We start from the raw sequence: 22787 nt of genomic DNA, 5'->3' as shown, positions 1-22787 counted from the left end.
CGGTCACACCCCACCAGCGTGGGGCGCCCCACCGGAACAGTCACACCCGCCGGGTGAGTCGTCCCGCCGTCGCGCCGGACGTTTCACCTCCCCCCACCGAAAGGCACGGCCTCATGGACTGGGCAAGACCGACCACCAGCAGGCGGCGGTTCCTCAAGGGCGCCGCCCTCACCGCCGTCCCGTACGCCTTACTCCCCGACACACGGGCCGACGCTCAGGCGCAGGCCGTCGACTACCCCGGCGCCGAGTGGCAGCCGGCGAGCACGTCCAACTACACGGTCTCGAACCGTCCCACGTCCTATCCGATCGACTACGTGGTCATCCACGTCACCCAGGAGACCTATCCGGACGCGCTGTCCATCTTCCAGAATCCGGCGAAAGAGGTGTCCATCCACTATCTGGTGCGCTCCGCCGACGGACACGTCGCGCAGTGCGTGCGGGAGCACGACATCGCCTGGCACGCGGGCAACTGGGACTACAACACCCGCAGCATCGGCATCGAACACGAGGGATGGGTGGACCAGCCCGCCTACTTCACCAACGCGCTCTACGAGCAGTCGGCCAAGCTGACCGCGGCGCTCTGCACCAAGTACGGCCTCCCGAAGGACCGGGCGCACATCATCGGGCACTACGAGGTGCCCGGCACGGACCACACCGATCCCGGACCCAGCTGGGACTGGACGCGCTACATCAGACTCGTCAACTTCGCCTGACGCGGCGGGACAACTTCCCTTCGGGCTGATCGCGGTCGAAACGGTTGTCGGAGCGCGTACGCGGAGTGACGATGTCCCCAGCCGTATCGCATCCGGGGAGGGTGAATTGACCGATCCATGGGTGGCCCTGGAGCCGGGGACCGACCCCGCCGAGCGCACGCGGATGCTGCGTCGCGCGTACGAGACGTTCACCGAGGCCGGCACCGTGCCCCGGCCGGTGCGGTCGGTGGTGGCGGAGTCGTGGCGGCGTTCAGCGCGGGCCGGCGTGGGGCCCGACGGCACGGCGACCGTGGACCTCGCGGACGGTGACCTGGGCAGCTACCGGGCGGAGCATCCGCTGGCGCGGGTGATGCCGCTGTTCCGCGAGCTGATGGGCACGTTCGCGGCGGACGGGGAACATCTGCTCGCCGTGTGCGACGCGCACGGCAGGCTGCTGTGGGTCGAGGGCCATCCGACGACCCGGCGGCACGCGGGGCGGATGAACTTCGTGCCGGGTGCCCGGTGGGCGGAGACGGCGATGGGGACCAACGCGCCGGGGACCGCGGTCGCCGTCGACCGGCCCGTACAGGTGTTCGCAGCCGAGCACTTCATACGGCATGTCCAGCCGTGGACGTGCGCGGCCGCTCCGGTGCACGACCCGCGCACCGGGAGAGTGCTCGGCGCCGTGGACATCACCGGCGGGGACGGCCTCGCGCATCCGCACAGCCTGGGCTTCGTGCAGGCGGTCGCCCGGGCCGCCGAGTCCCACCTGGCGCTGCTGGCCCCGGAGCGGCCCGCCCCCGACACGCCCGAACTCGCCGTACTCGGCCGGGACGAGGCACAACTGCTCACCGGTGGACGCAAGATCAGGCTCAGCCGACGGCACAGCGAGATCCTCGTGCTGCTGGCCCGGCACCCGGAGGGGCTGACCGGCGACGAGCTGCTGTGCGCACTGTACGAGGACGAGTCGGTGACGCCGGTGACGCTGCGTGCCGAACTGGCGCGGCTGCGGCGGGTGCTGGGCCCGGGGCTGCTGGAGTCGCGACCGTACCGGCTGACGGCTCCCGTCGAGAGCGATGTCGCGGTCGTGGAACGGCGGCTGGAGGCCGGGGCGGTCACGGCGGCGGCGACGGCCTACGCGGGACCGCTGCTGCCGGGTTCGCAGGCGCCGGCGGTGGTACGGCTCAGGCGTTGCCTCGCCGACGGTCTCCGTACCGCGCTGATCGCCCGTCGTGATCCCGATCTGCTGGCCGACTGGGCGCACGCGCCGTGGGGCGAGGACGACCTCGACATCTGGCGGGCGCTCGCCGCCGTCCGTCCGACGGCGACGGTCCAGGCCCGGCTCGCCACGCTGGAGGGAGAGCTGGCGGCACCGGTGGACTGGCCGCGAGGGCCAGGAGGGCCGGGAGGTCCGGGAGGCGCGGGCCGCCGGGGTGGCGCATCGGCGTAACACCCCAGGTACGTGTCCACGTACAGGTCCCGCATCCGTCCCCGCACATGTCGCCGTGCATGTCCCCGTAGGTGTCCGCGCACAGGTCCACACAGGTGTCCGCGCGCCGGCGCCCGCACGCACGGCAACGTGGTTGCAACGTCGCCGTCCCTAGCCTCCCGAGGGAAAGCTGCCCAACGGCGGGCAGCGCTGCGAAGGAGGCAGACCAGCATGACCCGTTACGCGGCGCCAGGCACCGACGGCGCGATCGTCTCCTACCAGGCGCGCTACGACCACTTCATCGGCGGCGAGTACGTGCCTCCCCTGCGCGGGCAGTACTTCGAGAACCCGTCGCCGGTGAACGGGCAGCCGTTCACGGAGATCGCGCGCGGCACGGCGGAGGACGTGGAGCGGGCGCTCGACGCGGCACACGCGGCCGCCCCCGGCTGGGGCCGCACGTCGGTGACCGAGCGTTCCGACATCCTGTTGAAGATCGCCGACCGGATGGAGGCGAACCTCGCGCAGTTGGCGGTCGCCGAGAGCTGGGAGAACGGCAAGCCGGTGCGCGAGACGCTGGCCGCCGACATCCCCTTGGCCATCGACCACTTCCGCTACTTCGCCGGTGCGATCCGCGCGCAGGAGGGTTCGCTCGGCGAGGTCGACGACGACACGGTGGCGTACCACTTCCACGAGCCGCTCGGCGTGGTCGCGCAGATCATCCCGTGGAACTTCCCCCTTCTGATGGCGACGTGGAAGCTGGCGCCCGCGCTCGCCGCGGGCAACGCGGTCGTCATCAAGCCCGCCGAGCAGACCCCGGCCTCCATCCACTACTGGATGAGCCTGATCGCGGACCTGCTGCCGCCCGGTGTGGTCAACATCGTCAACGGCTTCGGCGCGGAGGCGGGCAAGCCGCTGGCGTCCAGCCCGCGGGTGGCGAAGGTGGCGTTCACGGGCGAGACCACGACGGGGCGGCTGATCATGCAGTACGCCTCCGAGAACATCAAGCCGGTCACCCTGGAGCTCGGGGGCAAGTCGCCCAACATCTTCTTCGACGACGTCTGGGCGCAGAACGACGACTTCCGCGACAAGGCCCTCGAGGGCTTCACCATGTTCGCGCTCAACCAGGGCGAGGTGTGCACGTGCCCGTCCCGCGCGCTCGTCCAGCGCGGCAACTACGCAGAGTTCATCGAGGCCGCCGTCGCCCGCACCGAACTGATCAAGCCGGGCCACCCGCTCGACACCGACACGATGATCGGCGCCCAGGCCTCCAACGACCAGCTGGAGAAGATCCTCTCCTATCTGGACATCGGCCGCCAGGAGGGCGCGAAGGTCCTCACCGGCGGTGAACGCATCGAGCACGACGGCGAGTTGAAGGGCGGCTACTACGTCCAGCCCACCATCTTCGAGGGCGACAACCGCATGCGGATCTTCCAGGAGGAGATCTTCGGTCCGGTCGTCTCCGTGACGTCCTTCGACGACTTCGACGACGCCATCAAGATCGCCAACGACACCCTGTACGGCCTCGGCGCCGGAGTGTGGACCCGCGACATCAACACGGCCTACCGAGCGGGCCGGGCCATCCAGGCGGGCCGCGTCTGGACGAACTGCTACCACGCCTACCCGGCCCACGCGGCCTTCGGCGGCTACAAGCAGTCCGGGATCGGACGTGAGAACCACAAGATGATGCTGGAGCACTACCAGCAGACGAAGAACCTGCTGGTGTCGTACTCGCCGAAGAAGCTGGGCTTCTTCTAGAGCCGGGTCCGCCAAGCAGGATCCGCCGAGTCGGAGTGTCCGCCGAGTCGGAGTGCCTGCCGAGTGGGAGTGCCTGGAGGCATCGATGCGTTCCAGGCACTCCGACACCAGGGGTTACGCTCCACATCCCGCGCAGAACCCCGCGCTCCAGGGGGCCGCGCCCGTGCACGCCGGTCCGGTCGGCCCGAAGGCGACCGGATACAGTGCGCGAGACGGCAGCCTGGTCAGGGAGGCGAAGCGTGACCGACACCAGCAACACCCGGACCACCGAGGGTGAGGCCCAAGCACCGCGGCGCAGCCGGCTGCACCGCCTGATGCGCTACATCCCCCGCATCGCCCCCGTGCTGCTGTGGGCCGTGCCCTGCTCGGTACTCCTGTACGGCGGCCAGCACTGGCCGCTGCCCGTCACGCTGGTCGGCACCGCCCTGTTCGTCCTCGGCCTCATCGGTATGCCGCTCGCGATGATGCGCGGCCACGGCCGGCGCCAGCAGGACTGGGCGGCGATCATCGGTGCCACCCTGCTGGGCAGCAGCTGGGTGCTGTTCACCTGGTCCGTTCTGCTCGGCGTCTTCCTGCGCCTCGCCCTGACCGTGGCGGGCGTCGGCCAAAGCCAGGACCGGGCCCGAATCGTCACGTGGGCCGTGCTGGGCGTGACCGCCGTGCTGCTCGCCTGGGGGTTCGCCGAGGCACGCCGCGTGCCGCGCGTGCGCCGACTCGACGTGCACCTGCCACGGCTCGGTGCCGGGCTGGACGGCACCCGCGTCGCCCTCATCACCGACACCCACTACGGCCCACTCGATCGCGCCCGCTGGTCGGCACGGGTGTGCGAGAAGGTGAACACCCTCGAAGCCGACCTGGTCTGCCACACCGGCGACATCGCGGACGGCACGGCCGAGCGCCGCCGCGCCCAGGCCCTCCCGCTCGCCACCGTGCGGGCCACCCGGGCCCGTGTCTACGTCACCGGCAACCACGAGTACTACAGCGAGGCCCAGGGCTGGGTCGACCTGATGGACGAGCTGGGCTGGGAGCCGCTGCGCAACCGCCATCTGCTGCTCGAACGCGGGGGCGACACCCTCGTGGTCGCCGGCGTGGACGACGTCACCGCCGAGTCCTCCGGCCTGGCCGGCCACCGCGCCCACCTCGCGGGAGCCCTGGACGGCGCCGACCCCGACCTGCCCGTCCTGCTCCTGGCCCACCAGCCCAAGTTCGTCGACCGGGCGGCAGCCGACGGCGTCGACCTCCAGCTCTCCGGCCACACCCACGGCGGCCAGATCTGGCCCTTCCACCACCTGGTCCGACTGGACCAGCCGGCCGTCGCGGGCCTCAGCCACCACGGCACCCGCACGCTCCTCTACACCAGCCGCGGCACCGGCTTCTGGGGCCCGCCGTTCCGCGTCTTCGCCCCCAGCGAGATCACCCTGCTCGTGCTCCGCTCCCCGCACCTGCCCAGTTCGCCGTAGCACTCGGCGGGGCGACGCGTCCGCTCGGAGCTGCCCACCGGGGTCAGGGATTCCCGGTCAGAGCCTCGACCCAGGCGGCCGGCCAGGGCTCGCTGACCCGTTCGTCCCGAGGCGGTACGTGTACGACCGTGTAGCGGCCGGAAGCGGCGAGGCCGCGCGGACGGCCGTCGCTCTCCTCGCCCCACACCTCGAACCCGAACGTCATCGACGACGTGCCGATGCGCTCCACGGCCAGGACGGTCGTCACCTGCTGCCCGAACCACAGCGGAGACGCGAAGTCGACCTCGTAGCGCACGCGGGGCGCGGCGCCGAAGTAGCCGACGACGCCCCGCTCGCGCACCAGCGCCGCCTCGGCCGCCTCCACGAAGCGGCCTACCGCCGCGTTGTGGTAGTGGCCGGAGGCATCGGTGTCCGACCACTCCACACGGGATCGGTGCACGATGCGGGCGAATTCAGGCGACATCGGTGCGGCCGGGCGTGCGGCGGTCCCCGGGCGTGCCGGCCACGGCGGAGTACATGTTCATCACGGACACCATTACCCGGTTCTTCAACGCCGACTCCCGCGTCCGGAACGGCTGGAGCGTCGCCTCGTCGTACGGCTCCGGACGCGCGAGGGCGCCTGACAGCGTGACCGCGTGTCAGGCGCCCTTCGCGTGATCACCCCGCGCCGCCCTGTCGGTGTCTCCGGTGCCGACGGGTGCGGCGAGGCGGTCACCTCGCTGCGTTCTCCTGCGGGAGGAGACGCGGTGCTACCACGAGGACTTCGACGGGAGCGACGGGTGGTCCGGCTTTGACGGGACGTCCGGCCTCGACGGGTGGTCGGGCCTCATGGGCTGCGACGGGTAGTCCGGCTTCATCGGCCTCGACGGGTGATCGGGCTTCATCGGCCGCGCGGGGTAGTCCGGCTTGGCCGGGTGCTCCGGGTAGGCGGGATGCTCCGGCTTGGCCGGGTGCTCCGGATAAGCGGGGCGCTCCGGCTTGGCCGGGTGCTCCGGATAAGCGGGGCGCTCCGGCTTGGCAGGGTGCTCCGGATAAGCGGGGCGCTCCGGCTTGGCCGGGTATGCGGGCCGCTCGGGCCGCTCGGGATAGGCGGGCCTCTCCGGCTTCGCGGGATAGGCGGGCCTCTCCGGCCGCGCCGGATAAGCCGGACGCTCGGGACGCGCCGGATAAGCAGGCTTCTCCGGCTTTGCCGGGTAGGCCGGCATGGCCGGCTTCTCGGGCCTTACCGGGTGGGCCGGCAGGGCGGGCTTTTCCGGATACGCCGGCCGCTCCGGCTTGGACGGATACGCGGGCATCTCCGGCTTCGCGGGGTAAGCGGGCCTCTCCGGCCGCGCCGGATAAGCCGGCTTCGTCGGGTAAGCGGGCTTCTCCGGGTACGCGGGCATGGCAGGCTTCATCGGATACGCAGGCTTCACCGGATAGGTAGGCATCGCCGGCTTCACCGGCCTCACCGGGTACGCGGGCATCTCCGGCTTCGTCGGATACACAGGCTTCACCGGGTAGGCAGGCATCGCCGGCTTCACCGGATACGTGGGCTTGACCGGGTAAGCAGGCCTCTCAGGCTTGACCGGATACGCGGGCATCACAGGCTTCGAGGGGTACACCGGCTTCACCGGGTACACGGGCATCTGCGGCAGCATCGGACGAACCGGCTTCGAGGGGAAGACCGGCTTCACGGGCCGAACCGGATACGCGGGCTTGACCGGGTAGGCAGGCTTGACCGGGTAGGCAGGCAGCTCCGGCTTCGCCGGACGGACCGGATACACCGGCTTGGACGGGTATGCGGGCTTCACCGGATGGGCTGGGTACGCGGGCTTCACCGGGTGCGCGGGCATCTCCGGCTTCACCGGATGAGCCGGATACTCGGGCTTCACAGGGTGCGACGGGTATGCGGGCTTCACAGGGTGAGCCGGATACTCCGGCTTGGCCGGGTGAGCCGGGTGTTCCGGCTTCGACGGGTACTCCGGCTTGGCCGGATGGGCCGGCTTCGACGGGTACTCCGGCTTCTCCGGATGGGCCGGCTTCTCCGGATGAGCCGGCTTCTCCGGCGTGGTCCAGTGACCTGGCTTTCCCCCATGCTCAGCCATGCCCTCCTGGCCCGGCTTGCCCTCATGCTCAGGCTTGCCCTCCTGACCGGGCTTGCCCTCATGCTCAGGCTTGCTCTCATGCCCAGGCTTTTCGGGTGTCCAAGCATGCGCGGGCTTTTCGGGCTTCGCGTCATGCGCGGGCTTCTCGGGCCTGGAGTCGTGCCCCGGCTTCTCCGGCTCGGCTTCGTGTGCCGACTGTGCCGGGTGTGCCTGGGGTACCGCCTCCGCCGGTTGCGACTGAGCGCCCGTTCCGGACGACTGCCCCGGGTGCGGGGGCATCGGGCTGCTGTCGTCCTGGGCGAAGGCGAACAGCGGAGTCGTCAGTGGGGTGGTGGCAAGCGCGGCGACCATGGTGGCTGACGCCAGAACAGATCGCCATCTCGGCGATGTCGTCATTGATTCCACTCTCCTCGACTTGGTTCGGAGCTTGGTGACAGCTGGTCAGTACCAAGAGCCGGACAGTGGAATAATCAGGAAATCGGAAGGTGGATTAACGCTACGGCGGCCATATGCCACCGGATGGGGTAGCGCGGGAGGCCAGTTGGCCCGGCGCATGGCAAAATCTTCGGCCGGGAACAGGAAATGAGGCCGAGTCAAATACAACGCGCCCGTGTCGTCCAGAATGGCACCGGCGGCGTAATCGGCTGAGAGGCGGGGCGGTTCAGGTCAGGGGCGCCAGTACAGCGCGGGATCCGGGAGGTCCCGGAAGCCCAGGTCGCGGTAGAGGGGTTCGCCCTCGGCGGAGGCGTAGAGGTCGACGCGGGCGACCTCGTGTTCGCGGAACCAGTCGAGCAGACCTCGCATGATCGCCCGGCCGTGACCGCGCCGCCGGTGGGCCGGGTCGGTGATCACGCCGATCACGTGGCCGACGCGGCCGTTGCGCAGGTGCGGCCCGGGCAGCCGGTGCTCGATCCGGCCGATGCCCCAGGCCGCGAGGCCACCGTCAGCATTCCGGTCCCCCTCTCCGTCCACGACCAGGATGCGCACGTCGCCCGCCCTCAGCTGCCGCCTCAGCACCACGGCCAGGGCGTCCAGCCAACTACCCTCGTCCGCCGCGGGGTTGAAGCAGTCACCGCCGAGGTCGTCGAGGAGCAGGGTCCGCAGGCGCAGGAGCTCCACGAGGTCGTACTCCTCGGCCTGCCGTACGGCGCTGGTGGTCCGGGTGCGTGGTGCCATGCCCGCCAGCCTGATGTAATGGTCTTATGCATCTCAACCCTTACGGCGAGGATGCCGTGAAGCTGGCCGCGGACCTGGCCAACCGGCGCCCCGCCGACGCCGGGGACCTCGCGGACCGCTGCCGGGCCGCCGGACTGGTGCTGGACCGCCCGGCCACCCCGGAGGACCTCGCCGACGCCGTGGAGGCGCTCGACGCGTGGGAGAAGGTCGTCGACGCGGCCGACGAGCACGAGCGGGCCGGGCTGCTCAACGCGATGCTGGCGTCGGCCGCCGCCTATCCCCGGATGACGAACCACGCCGGGAGCGGCTGGCACGTGCATTACCGCGACGACCGTCAGCCGCTGGGCACGCTGCTGCTGTCCCTGATCTCCGTGGGCACCGCCCTGCACCTGACGGGACGCGGCATGCACCGGCTGCGGCGCTGCGATGTCACGGAGTGCACCGCGATCTTCGCCGACACCTCCCGTACCGGCCGCCGGCGCTACTGCTCGCAGCGCTGCGCCAACCGCGACGCGGTCCGCCGCCACCGCGCCGCCCGTACCACCGCTTCCTGACCGCAAACCTCCCGGCGCGCCCCAACCCTTGTCACGTCCGGAGCAACCGTCGTTCCGTGGGACTCAACTCCCGCAAACAGAGAGGCAATCAACCAAACCCTCCCCCGTCCCACTGCCATATTCGAAAGCAACTTCGGAGGTGGCTGTGACGCGTGAGGCGACGACATCCCGGAACACGGCGGCAACATCCCTGAACACGGCGGCGGCGACGGTGAGGCCCACGGCCCCCGCGCCCGGACCCGCCCCCGCGCCCGGACCCGCACCCGCACCGGACGGCACCGCCGGGCGCCTGGCCGATCTGGAGCGCCGCCATGCCCGGGCGGTGGTCCCGGGGGTGCCCAGACGACGGGGCGCCCTCGGTGCACGCGAGCGGATCGAGCGGCTGCTCGACGAGGGCTCGTTCTGCGAGACCGGCTTGTTCGTGCGGGCCCGGCCCACGCAGGAGGGGGCTCAACGCCCGTACGGCGACGGGGTGGTGACCGGGTACGGCACCGTCGACGGGCGGCCGATCTGCGTGTTCGCGCAGGACTCCACGGTCTTCGGCGGCAGCATGGGCGAGGCCTTCGGCGAGAAGACCGTGGCCCTGATGGACCTGGCGCTGAAGACGGGCTGCCCGGTCGTCGGGCTCAACGACTCGGGCGGTGCCCGCATCCAGGAGGGCGTCGTCTCGCTCGCCCTCTACGCGGAGCTGGTGCGACGCAATGTGCGCGCGTCCGGGGTGATCCCGCAGATCTCCGTCATCCTCGGGCCGTGCGCGGGCGGCGCCGCCTACTCGCCGGCCATCACCGACTTCACGGTGATGGTCGACGGCACCTCGCACATGTTCGTCACCGGCCCCGACGTCATCGAGGCGGTCACCGGGGAGCGCACGACCGCCGAGGACCTGGGCGGCGCGCGCACCAGCAACACCGTCAACGGCAACGCCCACTTCCTCGCCGCCGACGAGGAGGACGCCCTGGACGCCGTACGCGAACTGCTGTCGTATCTGCCCGCCAACAACCTCGAGCGGCCGCCCGCCTACGCTCCCGGGGCCGCCGTCGGCGGTGATCCGCTCGACCGGGTCGTGCCCGACCGGCCGGGGCAGGCCTACGACATGCGGGGCGTCCTGCAGTCGGTGGCGGACGACGGTGAACTCCTGTACGTGCAGGAGCTGTTCGCGCCGAACATCATCTGCGCGCTCGCCCGGGTCGAGGGAGCCAGCGTCGGGATCGTCGCCAACCAGCCGCTGCACTCGGCCGGTGTCCTGGACATCGACGCCTCCGAGAAGGCGGCGCGGTTCGTGCGGTTCTGCGACGCGTTCGGCATACCGCTGCTGACCTTCGCCGACGTCCCCGGCTATCTCTCCGGCGTACGCCAGGAGCGGGCCGGCATCATCCGGCGCGGCGCCAAACTGCTCTACGCGTACGCCGAGGCCACCGTCCCGAAGATCACCGTCGTGGTGCGCAAGGCCTACGGCGGCGGGTACGCGGTGATGGGCTCCAAGCATCTCGGCGCGGACGTCAACCTCGCCTGGCCCACCGCCCGTATCGCCGTGATGGGGGCGGAGGGTGCGGTGGGCGTGCTGCACCGGCGCGAACTCGCCGCGGCCGCCGACCCCGAGGCACTGCGCGCGCGTCTCGTCGCCGCGTACGAACGCACGCACGGGACGCCGTACCCCGCCGCGGAGCGCGGGTACGTCGACGCCGTCATCGCCCCGCGCGACACCCGCGCCCACATCTGCCGCGCCCTGCGCGCGCTGCGCGGCAAGCGCGCCCCGATGCCGGAGCGACGGCACGGCAACATCCCGCTCTGAACAGCACCGTCCCCCCCATGCGCACGACCCCGCCGGCCGAACCGCCATGTGAGGAGCCACGCCGTATGGAAAGCCGCCGCCCCCCGCACGCGCCCGTGCACCGGACCCTGCCCGAGTACGTACGGCACTGGGCCGAAACCGCCCCCGGCCGCAGGGCGTTCACGTTCGTCGATCACCCCTCCCCCGGCTCGCGCGGGGTGCATCGCACCCTCACCTGGCAGCGCCTGGACGTGCGGGTGCGGGCGCTGGCCGCCCGGCTGCGCGAGCGGGCCGAGCCCGGGGCGCGCGTCGCGCTGCTGTGCCCGCAGGGGACGGAGTACGTCACGGGCTTCCTCGCCGCGCTGGCCGCCGGGCTGGTCGCCGTACCGCTGTATCCGCCGGGTCTGCCCGGGCAGGGTGACCGGCTCGCCGGGGTCCTGGCCGACGCGCGCCCGTCCGTCGTGCTGACCACGAGCCGCGCCCTGGAGGAGGTGCGTGGCCTGTGCGCGCGCACGCGGATACCGGTCCTCGCGGCGGACGAGGTGCCGGATGCCGCCGCCCAGGGCTGGCGGGCCCCCGCGCCGGACGCCGGGGCGACCGCCTATCTGCAGTACACGTCCGGCTCCACCCGCGTCCCGGCGGGCGTGGAGATCACCCACGCCAACGTCGTCGCCAACGCCCGCCAGGCGCTGACCGCCTACGGCGCCGACGCGCACCCGGTGACCTGCGTGGGCTGGCTGCCGCTCTACCACGACATGGGACTCGTGCTGAGCGTCGCGGCGCCGGTCGTACGGGGTCTGCTGTCGGTCGTCATGGACCCGGCCGCCTTCCTGTACGAACCGGCGCGCTGGCTGCGGCTGCTCGGCGCACACCCGCGGACCATCAGCGCGGCACCCAACTTCGCCTACGACTACTGCGCCTCCGCCGTCACCGAGGCGCAGAAGGCGGACCTGCGGCTGGACGGCGTCGCCGCGCTGATCAACGGCAGCGAGCCCGTCCGGCCCGGCACCGCGGACCGCTTCCACAGCGCGTTCGCGGCGCAGCGGCTGCCCGCCGGGGCGCACTGTCCCTCGTACGGTCTCGCGGAGGCGACCGTCTTCGTCAGTGCCACCCGGCCGGGCGAGCCGGTCGCCCGGTTCGCCCTCGACCGGGACGCGCTCGCCTCCGGCAAGGCCCTGCCGGCGCGGCCGGACGACCCCAAAGCCGTGCTGGTGGCCGGCTGCGGGACCCCGGCGGGGCAGCGGGTGCGCATCGTCGATCCCGTCTCCTGCGGCGCCCTCGCCGAGGGGGAGGTCGGGGAGATCTGGGTGCAGGGTCCCAACGTGGGGCGGGGCTACTGGAACAACGGACCCCAGACGCGGCGGGTCTTCGGCGCGACGGTCGCGCAGGCGGCCACCACGGTCGCGCAGGCGGCCACGACGGCCGCGCACCCGGCCGCGACGGTCGCGCAGGGGGCGGACGGGCAGGCGCACGACGGCCGCTGGCTGCGCACCGGCGACCTCGGCACCGTGCTGGAGGGCCAGTTGATCGTGACCGGCCGGCTGAAGGACCTGATCGTCGTCGACGGCCGCAACCACTATCCGCAGGATGTGGAGGCCACCGCGCAGGAGGCCGATCCCGCCGTACGGCGCGACCGGCTGGCCGCCTTCGCGGTGCCGGGCGACACCGTCGAGCGGGTGGTGGTCGTGGCCGAGCACGCGCGGGCGTTGCGCCTGGCCGACATCGACGTGCCGGCCCTGGAGCGGGCCGTGCGCGCGGCCGTCTCCGTCCGCCACGGGCTGCGGCTCGCCGACGTCGTGCTCGTCGCGCCGGGCACGGTGCCCCGGACGTCCAGCGGCAAGGTGTCGCGGGCGCTGACCCGTGCCCGGTATCTGGAGGGCGCCTACGCGGCGCGGCGCACACGATGAGGGCCGTCGACGAGGACGCGGTGCGCCGCCTGGTCCGCGAACGGGTGGCCGCCTGGCAGGGCGGGGCCGCCGGGCCCGTCCCGATGGACCGCCCGCTGGCCGACCTGGGCATGTCCTCGCGGGACGCGGTCGTGCTGGCCGGTGAACTGTCCCTGCTGACGGGCCGCGAGCTGCCGGCGACGCTGCTGTGGGAGGTGTCCACCGGGGACGCTCTGGTCGCGCACCTGTGCGGTACGGCGGACGTCCTCGCGCCCGCGCCGGTCGCGTCCCCGCCTCCGGCCGTGGCCGGCGAACCGGTCGCCGTCGTCGGGGTGGGCTGCCGGCTGCCCGGCGGGGTGCACGGCCCGGCCGACTACTGGCGGCTGCTGGAGGAGGGGGTCGACGCCGTCCGGCGCGTTCCGGAGGCCAGATGGGGCGACTTCACGCCCTTCCCGCCCGACGAGGCGCCCGCGTACGGCGGCTATCTCGACGACATCGCGGGCTTCGACGCCGAGTTCTTCCGCATCACGCCGCGCGAGGCCGCGGTGATGGACCCGCAGCAGCGGATCCTGCTGGAGGTCGTGCGCGAGACGCTCGACCACGCCGCCGTTCCGGCGCGGGCCCTCGCCGGGACGGCCACCGGGGTCTTCGTCGGTGTCTCGGCCGCGGAGTACGGGCAGCTCACCGGCGCCGACCCGGCGGCCGTCGACCCGTGGGCCCCGGCGGGCGGGGCCCTCAGCGTGACGGCGGGGCGGCTGGCGTACGTCCTCGACACCCGCGGCCCCAGCCTGGCCGTCGACACGGCCTGCTCCTCCTCGCTGGTCGCGGTGCACCACGCCTGCGTCAGTCTGCGTACCGGTGAGAGCGACACGGCGCTCGCCGCCGGGGTCAACCTGCTGCTGTCGCCCGTCGTCGGCGTCGCCTTCGCCCGGGCGGGCGCGCTCGCGCCGGACGGGCGCTGCAAGCCGTTCTCCCCGGTAGCCGACGGCATCGGGCGCGGGGAGGGCTGCGCGGCCGTCCTGCTGAAACGGCTGTCGGACGCCGAACGGGACGGCGACCGCGTCCTGGCGGTCATCCGCGCGACCGCCGTCAACTCCGACGGGCGCTCGAACGGCCTCCTCGCCCCCAACCCTGCCGCGCAACAGGCTCTGTTGACCACCGCCTACGCTCGGGCCGGCCTGACTCCGGCGCACGTCGACCACGTCGAGGCGCACGGCACCGGCACCCCGCTCGGCGACCCCGTCGAGGCGGGAGCGCTCGCCGCCGTGCTCGGCGCGGGCCGCGATCCCGGACAGCCCCTGCTGCTCGGCTCGGTGAAGGGCAACCTCGGTCATCTGGAGTCCGCCGCGGGCATCGCCGGCCTGGTGAAGACGGTCCTCGCGCTCCACCACGACCGCATCCCGCCGTCGCTGCACTGCGCGCACGGCAGCGCCCTGGACGACCCGCGGCTGCGCGTGGTGACCGAGCCCGAGCCGTGGCCGCGCTACGGCGGCACCGCCGTCGCCGGGGTGTCGGGCTTCGGGTTCGGCGGCACCAACGCCCATGCCGTCCTGGAGGAGTGGCGGCCCGGCGTCCTCCCCCGGCCGCCGGCCGAGGAGCCCGCGTCCCGCCTCCACGTGCTCTCCGACGTCGACACGGCGCGGGTCCGCGACACCGCGAAGCGGCTCGCGGCGTGGTTGGGTTCGCCCGAGGGGGCCCGCGTTCGCGCGGCCGACGTGGCGCGCACGCTCGCGGGACGCGCGGGCCGTGGCCCCGTACGGGCGGCGATCGTGGCGCGGGACGCACCCGAACTGGCCGAGGCCCTGGACGTGTTGGCCGATGGGCGGCCGCACGCGCGGGTCGTGACCGGTGACCGTGATCTCGTCGGGCGCGGGCCGGTCTGGGTGTTCTCCGGGTACGGCAGTCAGTGGCCCGGGATGGGGCGCCGGCTGCTGGCCGAGGAACCGGCCTTCGCCGCCGCCGTGGAGAAGCTCGACGCACAGACCTCCGACGCGTTCGGATTCTCCTTCCACGAGCGGTTGACCCGGGGCGCCGCGCTCGACCGCCTCGACATCGCTCAACCCATGCTGTTCGCGGTGCAGTTGGCGCTCGCCGAGCTGTGGCGCTCCTACGGTGCGCGACCCGTCGCCGTCATCGGCCACTCCATGGGCGAGGTGGCCGCCGCCGTCTGCGCGGGCGCGCTGGACGTGCCGGACGCGGCGCGGGTCGTCGTCGCACGGGCCCGGCTGCTCGGCGGGCTGCGGGGAGGAGCGATGGCCGTCGTCGATCTGGACGACGACGAATTGCCCATGCTGGCACGGGACTTCGCCGGTGTGCAGGTCGCCGTCCACTCCTCGCCCCGGCAGAAGGTCGTCACCGGTGACGGAGCCGCGGTCGCGCGGCTGGTGCGACGGCTGGAGGAGCAGGGCCGTACCGCCCGTGCCATGCCGGTGGCCGGCGCCGGGCACAGCGCCCAGGTGGACCCGCTCCTCCCGGATCTCGCCGCGGCCCTGGCGGACGTCGCGGGAGGCCGCCCGCGGGTCCCCGTCTACTCCACGGTGCTCGACGATCCCCGCGGCGACTGCGTGTTCGACGCCGCGCACTGGGCCGCCAACCTGCGCCGGCCGGTTCGCCTGGACCGGGCCCTGGCGGCGGCCGCGGAGGACGGCCACACCGTCTTCGTCGAGATCTCGCCGCACCCGGTGCTGGGCCGCTGCGTCGCCGACACGGTGCCCGGCGCGCTGACCGTGGGCACGGTGCGCCGCGACGCCGACGCATCAGCCGTCTTCCAGCGGGAGCTGGGCGCCTTGTACGCGGCCGGTCTGCGCCTTCCCCTGCCGCCGGGGCAGGTCGTCGACCTGCCCGGTCCGCGCTGGCGGCACGCCCGGTTCTGGTGGACGGACGGCGCTGCCCCAGCGGCCCCAGCGGGTGCGGAACGCTGGGAGGAGCCCGCCGCACCCGCCGTCGCGGACACGTCGGTCGCCGCCCGCGTCAGCCGGCACATCGCCGCCGTCACCGGTCATCCGCCGGCCCGTGTCACCGCCGCGACGGCGCTGACCGACCTCGGGCTCGACTCCCTGATGGCCGTCCGCATCCGCACCGCCCTGGAACGGGAGTTCACGGTCGCGCTGCCCCTGCGCGAACTGTTCGGCGCGACCACCGTCGGCGAGGTGGCGGACCGGATCGGCACGGCGACGTCCGCTCCGCTGCGGGCCCTGCGCGCCGGCGGCACACAGCCCCCGCTGTTCCTCTTCCACGCGGCGGGCGGGCCCACCGGCGTCTACCGCGCGCTGGCCGAACGGCTCGGCGGGGACCGGCCGGTGTACGGCCTGGAGCGGATCGAGGACGCCCGCACCGTGAAGGAGAAGGCACACCGCTACGCCGAGGTGATCGCCACCGCTCATCCCGACGGGCCATGCGCGCTGGGCGGTTGGTCCTTCGGCGGCTTCCTCGCCCAGGAGACGGCACGGCAACTGACCACCGCCGGACGGGTGGTGGAGCTGGTCGCGCTCATCGACTCCGTGCGGCCCCTGCCCCTGCCGGGCCGTACCCGGGCCGACCGCATCCGCGCGCACCTCACGGGCTTCGCCGGACACGTCGCCGACACCTACGGAGTCGAACTGCGGCTGCCCTACGACGAACTCGTGGCGACGGACGACGACCACGAGCGCATCGAACGGGTGCTGCGGGTCCTGCGCGCAGCCGTCGAGGTGCCGGCCGCCGCGCTGGAGCACCAGCGGGCCTCCTACGTGGACCTGAGAACCGGTGAGGCGCACCGGCCGGGCGCCTACCAGGGGGCGGTGGTCCTGTACCGGGCCACCGCACCGGCTCCGCACACCGTGCACGACCCGGCGTACGAGCGGGACGACGACGCGCTCGGCTGGGACGAGGTGTGTCCACGGCTGACCGTCGTACCGGTCCCGGGGCACCACCTGTCGCTGCTCGACCCGCCGCACGTCGACCAGATCGCCGCACACCTGCGGCGGGTGCTCGCCCCGCCGGACCCAACCGCCCGGCCGGACGCTCAACCGGACTGAGGAGCCGCCATGCCGTACAGCACCCCCGGAATCTCCCGACGCTGCCTCACCAGAGCCGCGGCCGCCACCGGACTGGCCGCCCTGTTCGGCGTCACGGCCGCCGGACGCGCCCGGGCCGCGGCCCAGGTCGGCACCCGCACCTTCGACGTGTCCGTGGCCTCCGCCGCGCTGGGCCGCAGCGCGCCGGTACGGCTGATCCTGCCGTCCGGCTTCGGCACGCGGCCCGGCCGCACCTATCCCGTGCTGTATCTGCTGCACGGCGCCCACGACGACTACACGTCGTGGACCCGGGAGACGGACATCGAAGCCTTCACCGAGGGCCGCGACCTGATCGTGGCCATGCCGGAGGCGGGCCCCACCGGCATTCCCACCGCCTGGCGCAGCGGCGCCGACTACGAGACGTTCCAGGTCCAGGAGGTGCCGGCGCTGCTGGCCCGCGACTACCGGGCCTCCGGGGTGCGGGCCGTGGCGGGCGTGTCCACCGGGGGCTACGGCGCGATGGCGCACGCGGCCCGCCATCCCGGGGCGTTCGCCGCCGCGGCCTCCTACAGCGGCATCCTCGACACGACGGCCGTCGGCGTGCCCGCCCTGGTGGACGCGATCGTGGCCCGCGAGAACCTGGCGCCCCACTCGCTGTGGGGCAGCCCGTTGCTCGATCTGCGCGTCTGGCACGACTTCAACCCGCGGGCCCGCGCCACCGGGCTGCGCGGCACCCCGCTGTACGTCTCCAGCGGCAGCGGTGTCGCGGGCGGCCTCGGCGACTGGCTGCCCGAAGCGCTGGAGAGCCTGCTGTGGCCCTCCGCACACCGCTTCACCGGCGCCCTCGCCCTGCTCGGCATCCCGGTCACCACCCACTACTACGCGGGAGGAGGGCACAGCTGGGCGTACTGGAAAAGGGAGTTCACCGCCTCGTGGCCGATGCTCGCCGGTGCGTTGGGACTGCCGGAGTGAGGCCGGTGCAGCCGGGGCACGGAACGCAGCGCAGGGGGCTTGCGTCGAACACGGGACGTTCCCCCCTGCCCATGGGCACCGGTCCGTGGAGGAGCCGTCTCCGGGGGAAAGGAGTGTCCGTCGTGGCCGTCCCCACCCCACGCGGTACGCCCGGCGGTCCGGGCACCCCAGCGGTCCCGCCCGAGCTGGCCGAGCTGCTGTACGCCCAGCTCGAGCGCGTCGCCGACGAGGTGGAGGAGGAGGTGCGCCGCCAGGTTCCCGAGTACGCGCGGCCCGCCGACGGCGCCTACCGCCGCAATCTGCGGGCCGGGGTGGTGCAGGCGCTCACCCTGTTCGTCGACCGCATCGCCGATCCGTGCGGCCAGGGGGCGTCGATCGCGGCGACGTACTACGGACTGGGGCGCGGCGAGGCCCTGGAGGGCCGCAGCCTGGACGCGCTGCAGTCGGCGCTGCGGGTGGGAGGTCTGCACGCCTGGCGGCTGATGGCCCGCACCGCGGAGGAACTCGGCCTGGACACGGCCGCCGTGGCGGCGCTGGGCGAACTGGCGTTCCGGACGGTGCACGAGGTCGCCGAGGCGGCCGCCGCCGGATACGCGCAGGCACAGGCGCGCAGCGCGCACGAGCTGGACCGGCGCCGCAGACGGCTGCTCGATCTGCTGCTGGACGACGGGCCGGTGTCCCCGGAGACGGTGCGGGACCTGGCGCACGGGGCACGGTGGCGGGTGCCCGCGCAGGTGGCCGTCGTGGCGCTGGCGTCCTGTGCGGACGCGCGCGTCGAGGACCGGCTGCCGGCCGTACCGGGGGCGTTGGCGGACCTGGAGGCCCGGCCGCCGCGCGTGCTGGTGCCGGACCCGGAGGGCACAGGACGGTTCGGTGGGCGGGCGTTCGTCCTGGGCCTGGGCGGACGCCCGGCGGCCATCGGCCCCACGGTCCCGCTCGCGGAGGCCGCACGGTCGCTGCGGTGGGCGACACGGGCCCTGGCCCTGATGGGCCGCGGAGTCCTGCCCCGCCAGGGCGTCGTCCGCTGCGCCGACCACCTCTCCACCCTGCTGCTCCACGGCGACGAACCGCTGCTCGCCCATCTCGCCGCGCACGTCCTCGCTCCGCTGGACGCCGCGTCCGAGGGGCAGCGGGCGCGGCTTGCCGAGACGCTGCTGGCCTGGCTGCTCGGCGGCGGCAACGTGCCCGACGTCGCCGCCCGCCTGCACGTCCACCCGCAGACGGTCCGCTACCGCCTGCGCCGGCTCGAGAAGCTCTTCGGGGACCGTCTGCACGACCCCGGAACCCGCCTGGACCTGATCCTCGCGCTGCGCGCCGCGCCGGCACGCGCGGCGCGCTTCGACGGGGAGGACCGGTCCGGCGGGTGATCACGTGGGCGGACGGTGCCCGCTGCACCTCGAGGTGACAACCGGGAGCCGTCAACTCCCGTCAGCGGTGGCCCGGTTGCGCTGGCGGAGCGAGATGCGGTTGCCGTCCGGGTCCGTGGCCTCGATACGGATGCCGAAGGCGTAGTCCTCGGGTTCGGGCCTGTCGAAGGGGACGCCGCGGTCGCGCAGGACGGTGAAGTCCTTGCGCAGGTCGTCCGATTCGAGGAAGACGATGCCGGGGGTGGCGCCCGGCCGGACGTCGGCCGGCTGCCCCGCCGCCGCGGGGTGCGCCCAGAGCACGAACTGCAGCGGGTTGCCGGGGACGGCCACGGTGAGGAAGCGCCCGTCGGGTCCCGTGACGTCGACGCGCTTCTCCAGGCCGAGTTGATCGGTGTAGAAGCGCAGCGCGCGGTCCTGGTCGGTGACGTAGATGGTCACGAACATGACGTTGGTCAGCATGGTGGTGTCCGATCCGATGCGGTGACAGGTCACTTCGCTGACGGAACCCGGCGCCCGTGTGTGACGGGACGGAGTGACGGGTCTACGCCGGGTCGATTCCGGTCATGAGTTCGGCGAAGGCCCGGGCCGCGTGCGGGGAGGTGAAGAGCCGGTCGAGGCGGCCGCGGGCCAGGCCGCGCTGGAAGGGGCCACTGCCGGAGTCGTCGCCCGCGTCGTGGAGTGTGCGGGTCGGCCAGTGGGAGAACCCTTGGTCGTTCCAGACCCGGCACAGGCCCCAGGTGGCCCGGGTCGCGCAGACCGCCGGCCGGTCCAGTTCGTGCCCCGCGGCGGCCCGGGCACCGGTGCCGCCGGTGAGGCTGGCGACGGTGACGCCCCGCTCGGCGAGGAGCTTGCGGGCGTTCTCGGAGCGTGCCCCGGAGGCGCACCCGACCAGGAGGTCGCCGCGTTCGGCGGCCTGCCGTATCTCGGGCAGGCCGCCGTTCACCTGGTCCAGCGGAAGGTTGACGGCACCGGGCAGATGGCCGCTCGCGTACTCGCCCGGCGTGCGCACGTCGGTGATCGTCAGCTCGTGGAGCCGAGGGCGGGCCTGGCCGGTGCCGAGGGCGGAGGGGGTGGAAGAAGTGGTCATGGCAGTGGTGTTCCTCTGCCATACCTCAGGAGGGTCGAGAGGTGGTTCGTCGGAAGTTCGACGCCGGCCCGAAACGGGACGTACAGTACCCCTCGGGGTATGAGTGGATCGAGGAGTAGTCGTGGACATGGAGCTCGCGGGCGCGGAACTGAAGGCCGTGCTGAACCGGCTGCGTCGCGCTCAGGGCCAGATCGCCGGAGTGATCCGGATGATCGAGGAGGGGCGCGACTGCGAGGACGTCATCACTCAGCTCGCCGCGGCCTCGCGGGCCCTGGACCGTGCCGGGTTCGCCATCATCGCCACCGGCCTTCAGCAGTGCCTGACCGATGTCGAGTCCGGCCGGAAGAACGGCGAGGACGTGGAGCAGATGCGCACCCGGCTGGAGAAGCTGTTCCTCTCACTGGCGTGAGCCGCAGGGCCGTGGTGGCCGCGCTCACACCACCGAACCGATCAGCATGAGCACCGCCACGCCCAGCAGCGCGACGGCGAAGATCCGCTGGAGCGAGCGCCCCGAGATCTTCGCGGCGAGGCGCCGGCCGTCCCAGGCGGCGAGGACCGCGGGCCCCGGCGAACGGTCCGACGACGGCCCAGTCGATTCCGTCGGCCGTGCCCGCGCGCAGGGCGAGCGCGGCGACGGAGTTGACGGTGATGACCAGCAGGCTCGTCCCCACCGCCGCCCGCATCCGCGGCCCGAGGACGTTCACCAGGGCCGGTACGGCGAGGAAGCCGCCGCCCACCCCGAGGATTTTTGAAAGCCGGCAAGAGCCCGGCGACGCGTGGCTGTCCCGGCCACAGCGCTAGGAGAGGCGCAGGCGGCGTTCGCGCATCGCCGCCCCGTACACGTCCGCCGTCGCCGCCGCGGCCCTGTCCCAGCCGAACGAGCGGGCGTGGCGGGCGGCGGCGCGGCCCATCCGGGCGCCGACGTGCGGGTCGCCGGCGAAGGCGAGCAGGGCGCGGGCGTAGTCCGCCGGGTCGTGGCCGGATACGAGGATGCCGCTCGCGCCGTCCCGTACGGCCACCGGCAGGCCGCCGACCTTGGCCGCGATCACCGGGGTGCCGCAGGCCTGTGCCTCGACGGCGACCAGGCCGAAGGACTCGCTGCGGGAGGGCATGACCAGGACGGACGCCGCCCGGAACCAGTCGGCCAGCCGGTCCTGGCCGACCGGCGGCCGAAACCGTACGACGTCGGAGATGCCGAGCTCGGCCGCCAGCTTCTGCAGGCCCTCCGGCCGGGCCAGACCGCTGCCGCTGGGGCCGCCGACGACGGGCACCAGGATGCGGGAGCGCAGCTCCGGGCGGCGGTCGAGGAGGACGGCGACGGCGCGCAGCAGGACGTCCGGGGCCTTCAGCGGCTGGATGCGGCCCGCGAAGAGCGGGATCAGCGCGTCCTGCGGCAGCCCCAGCCGGGCGCGGGCCGCCGCCCGGCCGTCGGCGGGCCGGAACCGCTCCAGGTTGACGCCGGGGTGGACGACGGCGACGCGTCCCCGGTGGGCGGCGTAGTGGTGCAGGAGCTCGTCGGCCTCCTTCTCCGTGTTCGCCATCAACCGGTCGGCGGCACGGGCGACTTGCGTCTCGCCGACGACGCGGGCCGCGGGTTCGGGGGTGTCGCCGTCGGCGAGGCTGGCGTTCTTGACCTTGGCCATGGTGTGCATGGCGTGCACCAGCGGGACGCCCCAGCGCTCCGCGGTGACCCGGCCGACGTGCCCGGAGAGCCAGTAGTGGGAGTGGACCAGGTCGTAGTGGCCGGGGCGGTGACCGGCCCAGGCCCGCAGCACACCGTGGGTGAAGGCGCAGAGCTGGGCGGGCAGCTCCTCCTTGGCCAGGCCCTCGTAGGGGCCGGCGTCGACATGGCGCACCAGTACGCCGGGCGCGAGCTCCACGGCCGGGGGGAGGGCGGCGGCGGTGGCCCGCGTGAAGATCTCCACCTCGATGTTGATCGCGGCCAGGCGCTGCGCGAGCTCGACGATGTAGACGTTCATGCCGCCCGCGTCGCCCGTGCCGGGCTGGTGCAGCGGCGAGGTGTGCACGGAGAGCATCGCCACCCGGCGGGGGCGGCCGTGGGCACCCGGCGGCCGGGCAGGGGGCGGGCCGACGGTGCCGGCGCCGGGGGGCGTGAGCCGGGTCACGCGACGGCCTCGGCCGTCATGTCGATGCGCTCCTCGCCCGTGCGCACGCTCATCAGGCCGCCCCGGGGGAAGCCGACGAGCGGCGGTCGGGCCGGGTTCCTGGTGAGCGAGGGCGTGCCGCTCCGGGGCACTCCCGCACTGCCGGCCGCGCTTCCCGGCCGACCGGGCTCAACGAAGGTCAGCACTCGATGACCTTGACGGCGAGTCCACCGCGCGCCGTCTCCTTGTACTTGACCTTCATGTCGGCGCCGGTGTCCTTCATCGTCTTGATGACCTTGTCCAGGGAGACGTGGTGGCGGCCGTCGCCGCGCAAGGCCATCCGGGAGGCGGTCACGGCCTTGACCGCGGCCATGCCGTTGCGTTCGATGCACGGGATCTGCACCAGGCCGCCGACCGGGTCGCAGGTCAGGCCGAGGTTGTGCTCCATGCC

19 protein-coding genes and 1 pseudogene are annotated in these 22787 nt (G+C 73.3%); 11 read left to right on the top strand and 9 right to left on the bottom strand.

Going from position 1 to position 22787, the window contains the following annotated elements; all coding sequences use genetic code 11:
- The first annotated feature begins 113 nt into the window (after positions 1–113).
- The 4 genes from ACIRPX_RS37640 to ACIRPX_RS37625 all read left to right on the top strand — a co-directional run bounded on the left by ACIRPX_RS37640 (position 114) and on the right by ACIRPX_RS37625 (position 5336).
- Positions 114–713 (top strand): N-acetylmuramoyl-L-alanine amidase, encoded by a 600-nt coding sequence (locus ACIRPX_RS37640; protein WP_404203830.1) that lies wholly within the window; start codon positions 114–116, stop codon positions 711–713.
- A 106-nt stretch (positions 714–819) separates the two neighbouring features.
- Positions 820–2142 (top strand): GAF domain-containing protein, encoded by a 1323-nt coding sequence (locus ACIRPX_RS37635; protein ID WP_404203828.1) that lies wholly within the window; start codon positions 820–822, stop codon positions 2140–2142.
- A 210-nt stretch (positions 2143–2352) separates the two neighbouring features.
- Entirely contained in the window at positions 2353–3876 is a 1524-nt protein-coding gene (locus tag ACIRPX_RS37630) for an aldehyde dehydrogenase family protein (RefSeq protein WP_404203826.1), read from the top strand.
- Between the two features lie 239 nt (positions 3877–4115).
- Positions 4116–5336: a metallophosphoesterase gene (locus ACIRPX_RS37625; RefSeq protein ID WP_404203824.1), complete on the top strand. Its 1221-nt coding sequence runs from the start codon at positions 4116–4118 to the stop codon at positions 5334–5336.
- 43 nt (positions 5337–5379) lie between these two features.
- Here ACIRPX_RS37625 and ACIRPX_RS37620 read toward each other — a convergent pair whose 3' ends face one another.
- The 3 genes from ACIRPX_RS37620 to ACIRPX_RS37610 all read right to left on the bottom strand — a co-directional run bounded on the left by ACIRPX_RS37620 (position 5380) and on the right by ACIRPX_RS37610 (position 8599).
- Entirely contained in the window at positions 5380–5775 is a 396-nt protein-coding gene (locus tag ACIRPX_RS37620) for an acyl-CoA thioesterase (protein WP_404203823.1), read from the bottom strand.
- 310 nt (positions 5776–6085) lie between these two features.
- Complete coding sequence (locus tag ACIRPX_RS37615; protein WP_404203821.1) at positions 6086–7774, bottom strand: hypothetical protein; 1689 nt, start codon at positions 7772–7774, stop codon at positions 6086–6088.
- 315 nt (positions 7775–8089) lie between these two features.
- The gene (locus ACIRPX_RS37610) at positions 8090–8599 is read right to left on the bottom strand and encodes a GNAT family N-acetyltransferase (RefSeq protein WP_404203819.1); all 510 of its coding nucleotides are present in this window, start codon (positions 8597–8599) and stop codon (positions 8090–8092) included.
- Positions 8600–8625: 26 nt separating this feature from the next.
- Here ACIRPX_RS37610 and ACIRPX_RS37605 point away from each other — a divergent pair, with 26 nt between their 5' ends.
- The 6 genes from ACIRPX_RS37605 to ACIRPX_RS37580 all read left to right on the top strand — a co-directional run bounded on the left by ACIRPX_RS37605 (position 8626) and on the right by ACIRPX_RS37580 (position 19144).
- A complete protein-coding gene (locus ACIRPX_RS37605) occupies positions 8626–9153 on the top strand; it encodes a CGNR zinc finger domain-containing protein (protein WP_404203817.1) in 528 nt (175 codons plus the stop codon).
- 211 nt (positions 9154–9364) lie between these two features.
- Positions 9365–10945 carry an acyl-CoA carboxylase subunit beta gene (locus ACIRPX_RS37600; RefSeq protein WP_404203815.1) on the top strand — a complete coding sequence of 527 codons (1581 nt, stop codon included), beginning with the start codon at positions 9365–9367 and terminating at the stop codon, positions 10943–10945.
- Between the two features lie 65 nt (positions 10946–11010).
- On the top strand, positions 11011–12831 hold the full coding sequence (locus tag ACIRPX_RS37595) for a fatty acyl-AMP ligase (RefSeq protein WP_404203813.1): 1821 nt from the start codon (positions 11011–11013) through the stop codon (positions 12829–12831).
- Positions 12828–16826: a beta-ketoacyl synthase N-terminal-like domain-containing protein gene (locus tag ACIRPX_RS37590; RefSeq protein ID WP_404203811.1), complete on the top strand. Its 3999-nt coding sequence runs from the start codon at positions 12828–12830 to the stop codon at positions 16824–16826. The genes ACIRPX_RS37595 and ACIRPX_RS37590 overlap by 4 nt, the downstream gene beginning before the upstream one ends.
- Before the next feature lie 9 nt (positions 16827–16835).
- Positions 16836–17777, top strand: a complete 942-nt coding sequence (locus ACIRPX_RS37585) for an alpha/beta hydrolase (RefSeq protein WP_404203809.1) — start codon at positions 16836–16838, stop codon at positions 17775–17777.
- Positions 17778–17899: 122 nt separating this feature from the next.
- The gene (locus ACIRPX_RS37580) at positions 17900–19144 is read left to right on the top strand and encodes a PucR family transcriptional regulator (RefSeq protein WP_404203807.1); all 1245 of its coding nucleotides are present in this window, start codon (positions 17900–17902) and stop codon (positions 19142–19144) included.
- Positions 19145–19195: 51 nt separating this feature from the next.
- On the opposite strand, the gene ACIRPX_RS37575 is transcribed toward ACIRPX_RS37580, so the two are convergent.
- Entirely contained in the window at positions 19196–19636 is a 441-nt protein-coding gene (locus ACIRPX_RS37575; protein ID WP_404203805.1) for a VOC family protein, read from the bottom strand.
- Between the two features lie 49 nt (positions 19637–19685).
- Complete coding sequence (locus ACIRPX_RS37570) at positions 19686–20231, bottom strand: rhodanese-like domain-containing protein (protein ID WP_404203803.1); 546 nt, start codon at positions 20229–20231, stop codon at positions 19686–19688.
- A gap of 121 nt (positions 20232–20352) precedes the next feature.
- Here ACIRPX_RS37570 and ACIRPX_RS37565 point away from each other — a divergent pair, with 121 nt between their 5' ends.
- Positions 20353–20640, top strand: coding sequence for a metal-sensitive transcriptional regulator (locus tag ACIRPX_RS37565; RefSeq protein WP_404203801.1), 288 nt, complete (start codon positions 20353–20355; stop codon positions 20638–20640).
- A gap of 24 nt (positions 20641–20664) precedes the next feature.
- Here the strand turns inward: ACIRPX_RS37565 and ACIRPX_RS37560 are convergent.
- The 4 genes and pseudogenes from ACIRPX_RS37560 to ACIRPX_RS37545 form a co-directional block, all read right to left on the bottom strand.
- A pseudogene (locus tag ACIRPX_RS37560) lies at positions 20665–20977 on the bottom strand (TSUP family transporter); the annotation flags it as partial.
- A gap of 51 nt (positions 20978–21028) precedes the next feature.
- A complete protein-coding gene (gene mshA, locus ACIRPX_RS37555; protein ID WP_404203799.1) occupies positions 21029–22357 on the bottom strand; it encodes a D-inositol-3-phosphate glycosyltransferase in 1329 nt (442 codons plus the stop codon).
- On the bottom strand, positions 22354–22542 hold the full coding sequence (locus ACIRPX_RS37550; protein ID WP_404203797.1) for a hypothetical protein: 189 nt from the start codon (positions 22540–22542) through the stop codon (positions 22354–22356). Before ACIRPX_RS37550 ends, mshA begins: the two co-directional genes overlap by 4 nt.
- The coding region (locus ACIRPX_RS37545; RefSeq protein ID WP_404203795.1) for an L-serine ammonia-lyase, iron-sulfur-dependent, subunit alpha at positions 22536–22787 on the bottom strand (252 nt) is incomplete at its 5' end. The genes ACIRPX_RS37550 and ACIRPX_RS37545, both read right to left, overlap by 7 nt.

This window comes from Streptomyces sp. NPDC101225, from assembly GCF_044767585.1.
Lineage (GTDB): Bacteria > Actinomycetota > Actinomycetes > Streptomycetales > Streptomycetaceae > Streptomyces.
This window is presented reverse-complemented; position numbering and strand designations above follow the sequence as displayed.

Excerpts from the sequence above, each read along its gene's own strand:
- ACIRPX_RS37640 (WP_404203830.1), top strand. The coding sequence starts at position 114 with ATGGACTGGGCAAGACCGACCACCAGCAGGCGGCGGTTCCTCAAGGGC.
- ACIRPX_RS37630 (WP_404203826.1), top strand. The coding sequence starts at position 2,353 with ATGACCCGTTACGCGGCGCCAGGCACCGACGGCGCGATCGTCTCCTAC.
- ACIRPX_RS37615 (WP_404203821.1), bottom strand. The coding sequence starts at position 7,774 with ATGGTCGCCGCGCTTGCCACCACCCCACTGACGACTCCGCTGTTCGCC.
- ACIRPX_RS37610 (WP_404203819.1), bottom strand. The coding sequence starts at position 8,599 with ATGGCACCACGCACCCGGACCACCAGCGCCGTACGGCAGGCCGAGGAG.
- ACIRPX_RS37605 (WP_404203817.1), top strand. The coding sequence starts at position 8,626 with ATGCATCTCAACCCTTACGGCGAGGATGCCGTGAAGCTGGCCGCGGAC.
- ACIRPX_RS37595 (WP_404203813.1), top strand. The coding sequence starts at position 11,011 with ATGGAAAGCCGCCGCCCCCCGCACGCGCCCGTGCACCGGACCCTGCCC.
- ACIRPX_RS37590 (WP_404203811.1), top strand. The coding sequence starts at position 12,828 with ATGAGGGCCGTCGACGAGGACGCGGTGCGCCGCCTGGTCCGCGAACGG.
- ACIRPX_RS37585 (WP_404203809.1), top strand. The coding sequence starts at position 16,836 with ATGCCGTACAGCACCCCCGGAATCTCCCGACGCTGCCTCACCAGAGCC.
- ACIRPX_RS37570 (WP_404203803.1), bottom strand. The coding sequence starts at position 20,231 with ATGACCACTTCTTCCACCCCCTCCGCCCTCGGCACCGGCCAGGCCCGC.